This is a genomic window from Bradyrhizobium sp. 1, assembly GCF_023073315.1.
GTDB lineage: Bacteria > Pseudomonadota > Alphaproteobacteria > Rhizobiales > Xanthobacteraceae > Bradyrhizobium.
In genome coordinates, this window is sequence record NZ_JADPJH010000010.1 from 561,820 (window position 1) to 571,407 (window position 9,588).

Annotated in this window: 9 protein-coding genes; 7 read left to right on the forward strand and 2 right to left on the reverse strand. The window is 64.7% G+C overall.

Features of this window, described 5'->3' with window-relative positions; genetic code table 11:
- The first annotated feature begins 193 nt into the window (after positions 1–193).
- From IVB29_RS05355 to IVB29_RS05385, 7 genes are read left to right on the forward strand one after another with little or no spacing between them, the layout of a single operon-like run.
- A complete protein-coding gene (locus tag IVB29_RS05355) occupies positions 194–1,057 on the forward strand; it encodes a xanthine dehydrogenase family protein subunit M (RefSeq protein WP_247502325.1) in 864 nt (287 codons plus the stop codon).
- A 13-nt stretch (positions 1,058–1,070) separates the two neighbouring features.
- Positions 1,071–1,571 carry a (2Fe-2S)-binding protein gene (locus IVB29_RS05360; RefSeq protein WP_247502326.1) on the forward strand — a complete coding sequence of 167 codons (501 nt, stop codon included), beginning with the start codon at positions 1,071–1,073 and terminating at the stop codon, positions 1,569–1,571.
- Entirely contained in the window at positions 1,568–3,988 is a 2,421-nt protein-coding gene (locus IVB29_RS05365) for an aerobic carbon-monoxide dehydrogenase large subunit (RefSeq protein WP_247502327.1), read from the forward strand. Before IVB29_RS05360 ends, IVB29_RS05365 begins: the two co-directional genes overlap by 4 nt.
- A gap of 2 nt (positions 3,989–3,990) precedes the next feature.
- Positions 3,991–4,857: a MoxR family ATPase gene (locus IVB29_RS05370; protein ID WP_247502328.1), complete on the forward strand. Its 867-nt coding sequence runs from the start codon at positions 3,991–3,993 to the stop codon at positions 4,855–4,857.
- Positions 4,854–6,062: a VWA domain-containing protein gene (locus tag IVB29_RS05375; protein WP_247502329.1), complete on the forward strand. Its 1,209-nt coding sequence runs from the start codon at positions 4,854–4,856 to the stop codon at positions 6,060–6,062. Before IVB29_RS05370 ends, IVB29_RS05375 begins: the two co-directional genes overlap by 4 nt.
- 11 nt (positions 6,063–6,073) lie before the next feature.
- The gene (locus IVB29_RS05380) at positions 6,074–6,913 is read left to right on the forward strand and encodes an XdhC/CoxI family protein (RefSeq protein WP_247502330.1); all 840 of its coding nucleotides are present in this window, start codon (positions 6,074–6,076) and stop codon (positions 6,911–6,913) included.
- Positions 6,914–6,919: 6 nt separating this feature from the next.
- Complete coding sequence (locus IVB29_RS05385) at positions 6,920–7,378, forward strand: carbon monoxide dehydrogenase subunit G (protein WP_247502331.1); 459 nt, start codon at positions 6,920–6,922, stop codon at positions 7,376–7,378.
- 12 nt (positions 7,379–7,390) lie between these two features.
- Here the strand turns inward: IVB29_RS05385 and IVB29_RS05390 are convergent, their stop codons facing one another.
- Both IVB29_RS05390 and IVB29_RS05395 read right to left on the reverse strand, forming a co-directional pair.
- Positions 7,391–8,425, reverse strand: coding sequence for an ATP-grasp domain-containing protein (locus IVB29_RS05390; protein ID WP_247502332.1), 1,035 nt, complete (start codon positions 8,423–8,425; stop codon positions 7,391–7,393).
- Entirely contained in the window at positions 8,422–9,450 is a 1,029-nt protein-coding gene (locus tag IVB29_RS05395; RefSeq protein ID WP_247502334.1) for a putative zinc-binding metallopeptidase, read from the reverse strand. The genes IVB29_RS05390 and IVB29_RS05395 overlap by 4 nt, the downstream gene beginning before the upstream one ends.
- Positions 9,451–9,588 lie beyond the last annotated feature (138 nt).

Below are 9,588 nucleotides of genomic sequence, written 5' to 3' on the forward strand. Positions count from 1 at the left end.
CTCTCCCCGCAAGCGGGCGAGGTGAAGGGAAGCGCCATACGTCGCGGCACCTGACGCAATTCGTGCGCCCAAACCCTCAACTCGTGCGAAATCCGCTGTTCCGTGCCCCAGAGATTGCAGGCAGCCAAGCCGGGAGTGACCGTCCGCTCCAACGTCCGCGCCCTCACGCGCCAAGGACGACGAGGAGGAGACGATGATCCCGGGATCATTCAGCTATCACCGGCCAGCGAGTGTCGCCGACGCCGTCAAACTCTTGGTCGACCTCGGTGAGGATGCGCGGCCACTGGCCGGCGGGCACAGTCTGGTGCCGATGATGAAGCTTCGGCTCGCGACCCCCACCCATCTGGTCGATTTGCACGGCATCGCCGGACTCAAAGGCATAAGCCGCGACGGCCAAAATCTCGTCATCGGCGCGATGACCACCCAGCATGAGCTGCTGGCCTCCGACGACGTCGCCAAGGCCGTGCCGATCCTGCACGAAGCGGCCTTGCTGATCGCCGATCCGCAGGTGCGCTACCGCGGTACGATCGGCGGCAATGTCGCCAATGGCGATCCCGGCAACGACATGCCGGCGTTGATGATGACGCTGGGGGCGAGCTATCGCCTCGAAGGCGCAGGCGGCGCCCGCGATGTCGCGGCGGCCGATTTCTATCAGGGCGCCTATTTCACCGCGCTCGAGCCCGGCGAGATCCTGACTTCCATCTCGGTGCCGGTACCCGCAGCCGGACACGGTTACGCCTACGAGAAGCTCAAGCGCAAGGTCGGCGACTACGCCACGGCGGCGGCGGCCGTTGTCCTCACCATGTCCGGCGGGAAGGTCGCGACCTGCTCGATCGGTCTCACCAACGTCCATGAGACGCCGTTGTTCGCCGTCGACGCCGCCAAGGCTGTGATCGGCACCAGCCTCGATACAGCCGCGCTGAAGAAGGCGGCTGCGGCAGCCTCAGCGATCATGGCGCCGGCCGCGGACGCGCGAGGGCCGGTCGAATACCGAAAACATGTCGGTGGCATCATGGTGACGCGGGCGCTGCAGCGCGCCGCTTCCGTCGCCAAGTAAGGGGAGGGGACCGATGGCAAAGACACACGTAACCATGAAGGTGAACGGCGCCGAGGTCGAAGGCCTCGTAGAGCCACGCACGCTGTTGGTGCACTTTATCCGCGAAAATCTGCAGATGACCGGCACCCATATCGGCTGCGAGACCACGCATTGCGGCGCCTGCACGGTCGATATCGACGGCATGTCGGTGAAGTCGTGCACGATGTTCGCGGTGCAGGCTGAGGGCAGCGACATCATCACTGTCGAAGGCATGGCCAACGCCGACGGCACGCTGTCGGCCCTGCAGGAGGGCTTCCGCATGATGCACGGCCTGCAATGCGGCTTCTGCACGCCCGGCATGATCGTCCGCGCGCATCGGCTGTTGAAAGAGAACTCCTCGCCAAGCGAGCCGGAAATCCGGATGGGCATCTCCGGCAACATCTGCCGCTGCACCGGCTACCAGAACATCGTCAAAGCCATTCAATACGCCGCCGCCAAGATCAACGGTGTGGAATTCCAGGAGGCCGCAGAATGAATGACCTCACTCCCACGCGGGAACAACGCACCGCCGCGCTCGAAGGCATGGGCTGCAAGCGCAAGCGCGTCGAGGATATCCGCTTCACCCAAGGCAGGGGCAATTACGTCGACGACGTCAAGCTGCCGGGCATGCTGCATGGCGACTTCGTGCGCTCGCCGCATCCGCATGCGCGGGTCAAGAAGATCGACGACAGCGAGGCGCTGAAGGTCCCGGGCGTGCTCGCGGTGATCACCGCCGAGACGCTGAAGACGGTCAACCTCGCCTGGATGCCGACCTTGGCCGGCGACGTCCAGATGGTGCTCGCCGACGGCAAGGTGCTGTTCCAGAATCAGGAAGTGGCCTTCGTGGTCGCGACCGACCGCTATGCGGCCGATGACGGCATCAACGCGGTCATCGTCGAATACGAACCTCTGCCGCCGCTGGTCGATCCCTTCAAGGCGATGGATGCGGATGCCCCGGTGTTGCGCGAGGACCTCGTCGGCAAGACATCCGGCGCGCATGGTCCGCGCAAGCACAACAACCACATTTTTGAGTGGACAGTCGGCGACAAGGACCTCACAGACGCGGCCTTCGGCAAGGCTGACGTCAAGATCAAGGAGATGATCTCCTATCACCGCACCCATCCGTCGCCGCTGGAAACCTGCCAGTGCGTCTGCTCGTTCGACAAGATCAAGGGTGAGCTGACGATCTACGGCACCTTCCAGGCCCCGCATGTGATCCGCACCGTGGTGGCGCTGATCGCAAAGATTCCGGAGCACAAGATCCACGTCATCGCGCCTGATATCGGCGGTGGCTTCGGCAACAAGGTCGGCGCCTACCCCGGCTACATCTGCGCGGCGGTGGCTTCCATCGTCACCGGCAAGCCGGTGAAATGGGTCGAGGACCGCATCGAGAACCTGACTGCGACTTCGTTCGCGCGCGACTACCACATGACGACGGAAGTCGCCGCGACCAAGGACGGAAAGGTCACGGGGCTTCGTGTCCACGTGCTCGCCGATCACGGCGCGTTCGACGCCTGCGCCGATCCGTCGAAATGGCCGGCCGGATTCTTCAATATCGTCACCGGCTCCTATGACTTCCCGACCGCGCATCTGGCTGTCGACGGCGTCTACACCAACAAGGCGCCGGGCGGCGTCGCCTACCGCTGCTCGTTCCGCGTCACGGAGGCCGCCTACTGCATCGAGCGTGCCATGGATATTCTGGCGCAGAAGCTCAAGATGGATCCGGCGGAGCTGCGGCTGAAGAATTTCATCAAGCCGGAGCAATTCCCGTATCATTCGGCGCTCGGCTGGGAATACGATTCCGGCGACTACCACACCGCCATGCGCAAGATGATGGAGACGACGGGCTACGCCGCGCTCCGGAAGGAGCAGGCCGACAAGCGCGCCGCGTTCGCCCGTGGCGAGACCCGCGATATCATGGGGCTCGGCATCTCCTTCTTCACCGAGATCGTCGGCGCCGGCCCGTCGAAGAATTGCGACATCCTCGGCATCGCGATGTTCGACTCTTGCGAGATCCGCATGCATCCGACCGGTGCCGGTATCGCGCGCGTCGGCAGCAAGAGCCAGGGCCAGGGCCACGAGACCACCTGGGCCCAGATCATCGCCACCGAGATCGGCATTCCCGCCGACAACATCATGGTTGAAGAGGGCAATACCGATACCGCGCCGTATGGGCTCGGCACCTACGGCTCGCGCTCGACGCCGGTTGCTGGCGCCGCGATCGCGATGGCTGCGCGAAAGATCAAGGCCAAGGCGCAGATGATCGCGGCCTACAAGCTCGAGGTCCACGAGGACGATCTCGAATTCGACATCGACGGTTTCCGCGTCCGGGGCCTGCCGGAAAAGTTCATGTCGATGAAGGATATCTGCTGGGCAGCGTACAACTCCGTGCCGCCGGGTATGGAGCCCGGGCTGGAGGCGGTCAGCTACTACGATCCGCCCAACATGACCTATCCGTTCGGCGCTTATCTTTGCGTGATGGACATCGATGTCGATACCGGCGTTTACAAGGTCCGGCGCTTCTACGCGCTGGATGATTGCGGCACCCGTATCAACCCGATGATCATCGAGGGCCAGGTGCATGGCGGCCTCACCGAAGCCTTCGCCATCGCGATGGGACAGGAGATCCGCTACGACGAGGTCGGCAACGTCGTCACCGGCTCGTTCATGGATTTCTTCATGCCGACCGCGGTCGAGACGCCGCATTGGGAGACCGACTTCACCGTCACCCCGTCGCCGCATCACCCGATCGGCGCCAAGGGGGTCGGCGAAAGCCCGAATGTCGGCGGCGTTCCGGCCTTCTCCAACGCCGTCAATGATGCGTTCTCGTTCTTGGGGTCTACGCACATCCAGATGCCGCACGACTTCTGGCGCAACTGGAAGGCGGCGAAGGATCTGGGGGCGGTGGCGTAACGATGAGAGGCCGTGACGAGATCGCGCAAGCTTTGTCCGCATCGGGTTACATCGCCGATGCGGAGCTTGCGACCGCGATCTCGCTGATGCAATTGCTGCGGCGTCCGCTGCTGCTCGAAGGCGAAGCGGGCGTGGGCAAGACGGAAGTCGCCAAAGCACTTGCAAAAGTGCACGCGACCGAGCTGATCCGCCTGCAATGCTATGAGGGCCTCGACCAGTCCTCGGCGCTCTACGAGTGGAACTACCAGCGCCAGTTGCTGGCGATCCAGGCGCATCGCGGGGCCGACAGCATCGAGGACCAGGTCTTCTCGGAAAAATACCTGCTGGAGCGTCCGTTGCTCGCCGCGATCCGCCGGCCGCAGGCGCCGGTGCTGCTGATCGACGAGATCGATCGCGCGGACGACGAGTTCGAGGCCTTCCTGCTGGAGCTGCTGTCCGACTTCCAGGTCTCCATTCCCGAACTGGGCACCATTCCCGCCGTCACCATCCCGCACGTGGTGCTGACCTCGAACGGCACGCGCGAGCTCTCCGACGCGCTGCGCCGCCGCTGCCTCTATCATTATGTCGACTACCCCGATGTCGACCGCGAGACCCGCATCATCCTTGCGCGCGTTGTGGGTGCCAGCTCCTCGCTGTCGCTCCAGGTCGCCCGTATGGTCGAGGGCGTTCGCAAGGAGGAATTGCGAAAGGTGCCGGGCGTCGCAGAGACGTTGGACTGGGCGGCGGCGCTGATCGGTCTCGACATCAGCGATCTCCACGATGCGCCCGAGACGGTGCATGAGACGCTGATCTGCCTGTTGAAGACCCACGAGGACCGCGCCCGCGTCACGCCGAAGGTAACGCAGCGCCTGCTGGGGAAGGTCGCATGAGTTGCTGCGGCTCCAGCCCCGGATACGACGATCTCGACGCGGTCTCGCGCCTCGTGTCCGCGAAGCTTGCGGCGTTCCTGCGGACCTTGCGAGATGCCGGTTTCCGCATCGGACTCGCCGAGGGGCAGGACGCGGCGACGCTGATGTCGGAGGGTTACGCGGCGCGACCGGGGCTATTGCGCGCGGCGTTCAAGCACCTGTTCTCGGCGCGCAAGTCCGACTGGGACAAGTTCGATGGCCTGTTCGATGCGTTCTGGCTGGGCAAGCGCGTGCGCTCGCGCTCCCGAACGATGGGATCGGCGCCGGGCGCCAGCAATCCGTCGCTGAAGAGCTTGCAGGAGACCAAAGCCGAGCAGGGCGGCAGCCAATCCATCACGGACCAGCTTCCGTCTTCCGACGATGCTCCAGAAGGCCGCTCCGGCGAGGGCCGCATGGAAGGCGCCGCACGCGCGGACAATTTTGCGGAGGTCGATTTCCGAAAGCTCAGTGATCCCGATCAGGTCGCGCGGGCCCACGAGGCCGCAGCGCAGCTGGCGCGAGTGATGCGTACGCGGCTGACGCGGCGCGATCTCGCGCGCCGCCGCGGCTACCGGCTCGATCTTCGCCGTACCATCCATCGTAACATCAGCCATGGCGGCGTGCCGATCAGCCTCGTCAAGCGTCAGCGCAAGGATAAGCCGCTGCGGCTGATCGTGCTGCTCGATGCCTCGGGCTCGATGAGCATGTACACTGCGGTGTTCCTGCGCTTCATCCACGGCGTGCTCGATCAGTTCCGCGAGGCCGAGGCGTTCCTGTTCCACACCCGGCTCGCCTACGTCTCCGATGCGATGAAAGAGAAGGATGCGGGCCGCGCGCTCGACCGGCTCTCGATCATGGCGCAGGGCGCGGGCGGCGGCACGAAAATCGGCGAGAGCCTGCAGACCTTCAACCGCTGGCATGCCGCACGCGTGATCCATTCGCGCAGCTGCGTGATGATCGTGTCGGATGGTTACGAGACCGGCGATGCAGCATTGCTGGGCCGCGAGATGGCGGCGCTGCGCCGGCGCTGCCGCCGCATCGTCTGGCTCAATCCGATGATGGCCTGGGAGGGCTATGCGCCGGAGGCGCGGGGCATCAAGGCGGCGTTGCCGCATGTCGATCTCTATGCGCCCGCCAATTCGCTGCAAAGCCTGCGTGCGCTCGAACCCTATCTGGCGAAGCTCTGAGGGATAGTCCGATGACCGCCCATGTCGAAGTGCTGGATCTCGTCGCGCAGATGAAGGCTGCCGAGCGCGCCTTCGCGTTGGCAACCGTGGTGCGTACGGTGTCGGTGACCGCGGCGAAGGCCGGCGCCAAGGCGATCATCGCCGCCGATGGCACCATCGTCGCGGGCTGGATCGGCGGCGGTTGCGCCAAAGGCGCGGTGCTGAAAGCGGCGCGCGAGGCGCTCGCGGACGGAGAGCCGCGCATGGTCTCGGTGCAGCCGGAAAACCTGCTGGCCGAGCTCGGCGTCAGCGCGGGCGAGAGCCGCGGCGGCGTCCGTTTCGCCAGCAACATGTGCCCGAGCAAGGGCACGATGGACATTTTCGTTGAGCCGGTGCTGCCGCATCCCTCGGTCGTCATCCTGGGTGCGAGCCCGGTGGCGTTGTCGCTCGCTGCACAGGCGCGGACCCTCGGCTATCACGTCACGCTCGCCGCGCCTTCCGCCGATCTCACGGTACGGCCGGATGCCGACGAGATCATCGATGGCTACAGCTTCGGCGAGCTCAACGAGGCAAAGCGCTTCGTCGTGGTGTCGACGCAGGGCAAGGGTGACGAGGCCGCGCTGCGTGCGGCGGTCGCGACCAAAGCCGACTACCACGCCTTCGTCGGCAGCCGCCGCAAGATGGCCTCGCTGCGTGCAAAACTGGTCGCGGAAGGCGTGAGTAGCGCCGCAATCGATGATTTCAAGGCGCCGGCCGGGCTTGATCTCGGCGCCATCACGCCGGAGGAGATCGCGATGTCGATCCTCGCCGAGATCACAAGGGAGCGGCGGCGCGGCCAGCGCGCCGCCAGTCAAACAGCAAGCAGAGAGTGATTGATCATGCAGATGAACGACAGCCAGCGTATCCCAGCCTCACGCGAAGAGGTCTGGGCGGCGCTGAACGATCCCGCAGTGCTGAAGCAGTGCATCCCCGGCTGCCAGTCGCTCGATGTGACCGCACCCAACGAGATGACCGCGACGGTGGTCTTCAGGGTCGGCCCGGTGAAAGCGACGTTCAGCGGCAAGGTGACCTTGTCCGATTTTGATCCGCCGAACGCCTATCGCATCTCGGGGGAAGGCTCCGGCGGCGTCGCCGGCTTCGCTAAGGGCGGCGCGCTCGTGCGGCTGGAATCCGAGAGCGCCGATGTCACGGTGCTGTACTACGACGTCGATGCGCAGATCGGCGGCAAGCTTGCGCAGCTCGGTGCGCGGCTGATCAACTCGACGGCGACGAAGCTCGCCGGCGAGTTCTTCAAGTCGTTTGCGGAGGTGGTGAGCGCAAAGGCCGAGGCGAGCTAGTTACGCCCACCGTCACCCCAACGACACGCCTGCCTTGGCGCGGCTGATCCCGAGCGTCAGGATGCGCTGCAGGAGGTCCTGGTATTTCAGCCCGTCGTGTTGCGCCGCCGTGGCGAACTCCTGGTTTTTCGCGATCTCGGGGTTGGGGTTGGCTTCGATGAAATACGGTGTGCCGTCGGCGGCCAGACGAAAATCGATGCGCGCGTAGCCGTCGAGTCCAAGCGCCCGGTAGATGCGTTTCGCGGCGCGCTGGATGCGCGCGGTGACTTCGGGCGCAAGGTCCTTCGCCGGACCGTCGACGATGCCGACGCGCTCCTGATAGTCCGTGTCATGCTTGGCTTTCTCGGTGGCGATGTGCCGGGACCTGCGCCCGCCCATGCTGCCGAATTTCAATTCCCAAACCGGCAGAACGCGCAGGCGGTTGTTGCCGAGCACGCCGACGTAAAGCTCTCGCCCCTCGATGAACTGCTCGGCGATGGCGGCGGTTTCGCTCCGATCGTGGATAAAGGCGACGCGCTCTGCGAGCTTTTCATCGGTATCGACGATGGAGGCCTGAGAAATGCCGGAAGACCCATCCATGTTCAGGCTCTTGACGATCAGCGGCAGCGCAAGACGCGTCGGACGTTTCACCTTGCGTCGCATTGGGAAAACGGCAAAGGTCGGCACCGCGATCCGGCGATGATGCACCAGTGTCTTGGACAAATCCTTGCCGCGCGCCAGGATCAGGCCGCGCGGATTGCACCCGGTATAAGGCACCTTCATCAACTCGAGATAGCTCGCGATGTGCTGGTCGTAGGCGACGTTGTTGTGGAATTCCTCCAGCAGCGTGAAAACCACATGCGGCTTGAACTCCTCGATCGCCTCGCGGACCGGCCTGATCTCCTCCTGCGCGCCGAGCGCGCGAACCTCATGGCCCGACGCGCGCAAGTTGCTCACGACGTCGTATTCCGTTTTCCAGTTGTTGATTTCCTGCGCGGTGTAGCCGTCGGAAGAGTCCGGAGGCAGGAAGTCCGGATGCATCAGCACCAGAATACGGAGGCGTCTCATAGCGCGATCCATTTCCGCCGAGACGGGCCAAACATCGCATGCATGGTCTTGGCGGTCACGAGGACGGTGAAGTCGAGAACGAGCTTCTGTTCAGAGCCGACGGCGCGCAGATCGAGCTCGCGGCAGCGGGAGATCATCTCGTCGAGCACGGCATCGAGCGTGAGCTGGTTCTCGCCCGTCCATCGCGCGACCAATTGCCTGATCTGGGCGCGATGCCGCCTGATCAGGGCCGAAGCCGGCTTTGAGCGGTGATGCCGCGGATCGGCGGAAAACAGCCGGGAGAGGTCGCGGTCGTAGGTCTTCGCTGGCGTGAAGGCGTAGAACGCCTGCTTCTTCTTGTAGTGCTCTTCGAGCGTCTGGCTGAGCCGCCCCAGCGTATCGACACGCTCCCGCGTCGTGATCAGCGGCCGCTTTCCCGCAATCTCGCTCATCAGCTCGTCGACATATTCGAGCTTCTTCAGCGCGGGCCAGCCGGCATATCGCGTTCGCCAGTTCGAACGCGGCCGCAGCCACACCGCAAAGGTCTCGGCGAAGTCTTCATCCGGATGGCTCTGCGCGTACCACAGCCGAAGATGCTGCACGTACCGCCTGCTGGCCGGGTTGGGCCGGTAGTAGCGCGGGTAGTGTTTCGATGACGGGCCGAACAGCTGCTGCCAGCGCCGGCGGCGCTGCAACTGATAGCCGTGCTGCATGGCGTGGCCCGCCTCGTGACGGAGGATGGCCATGCATTCGCGCCAGGTCCCGCCCTCGACGTCGAACATCATCTTCTTCTCGAGCTTCATCAGGCGGGGATGGGCGAGATAGAAGGGGACAGCGATGCCGGGCACACCGCCCGGACTGAACCACTCGCTCGAGATCCACGTGTGCGGCCGCAGCCGGATGCCGCGCTCCTCGAGCTCCTCGTGGAGCGTGGCGACGCAATCCTCCAGCCAGGTGCCCTCGACCGTAACCCTCAGGCTGGAGAGGCGCTGCTTGAGCAACTCGTCGTCCGACAGCTTCTCCCAGGCAAATTTCCGGCGTGGCATCAGGCATCCAGAGGGCAGAGATGACTCGGGATCCGGATGATGTCATGGGCGGCGGTTGGCAACAACCCGTGAGGCTTGCCTCGTAAGGGACGGGAGACGCTCGCGCTCCCTCGCCCCGCTTGCGGGGAGAGGGTGGGG

Excerpts from the sequence above, each read along its gene's own strand:
- IVB29_RS05355 (WP_247502325.1), top strand. The coding sequence starts at position 194 with ATGATCCCGGGATCATTCAGCTATCACCGGCCAGCGAGTGTCGCCGAC.
- IVB29_RS05360 (WP_247502326.1), top strand. The coding sequence starts at position 1,071 with ATGGCAAAGACACACGTAACCATGAAGGTGAACGGCGCCGAGGTCGAA.
- IVB29_RS05365 (WP_247502327.1), top strand. The coding sequence starts at position 1,568 with ATGAATGACCTCACTCCCACGCGGGAACAACGCACCGCCGCGCTCGAA.
- IVB29_RS05370 (WP_247502328.1), top strand. The coding sequence starts at position 3,991 with ATGAGAGGCCGTGACGAGATCGCGCAAGCTTTGTCCGCATCGGGTTAC.
- IVB29_RS05375 (WP_247502329.1), top strand. The coding sequence starts at position 4,854 with ATGAGTTGCTGCGGCTCCAGCCCCGGATACGACGATCTCGACGCGGTC.
- IVB29_RS05380 (WP_247502330.1), top strand. The coding sequence starts at position 6,074 with ATGACCGCCCATGTCGAAGTGCTGGATCTCGTCGCGCAGATGAAGGCT.
- IVB29_RS05385 (WP_247502331.1), top strand. The coding sequence starts at position 6,920 with ATGCAGATGAACGACAGCCAGCGTATCCCAGCCTCACGCGAAGAGGTC.
- IVB29_RS05390 (WP_247502332.1), bottom strand. The coding sequence starts at position 8,425 with ATGAGACGCCTCCGTATTCTGGTGCTGATGCATCCGGACTTCCTGCCT.
- IVB29_RS05395 (WP_247502334.1), bottom strand. The coding sequence starts at position 9,450 with ATGCCACGCCGGAAATTTGCCTGGGAGAAGCTGTCGGACGACGAGTTG.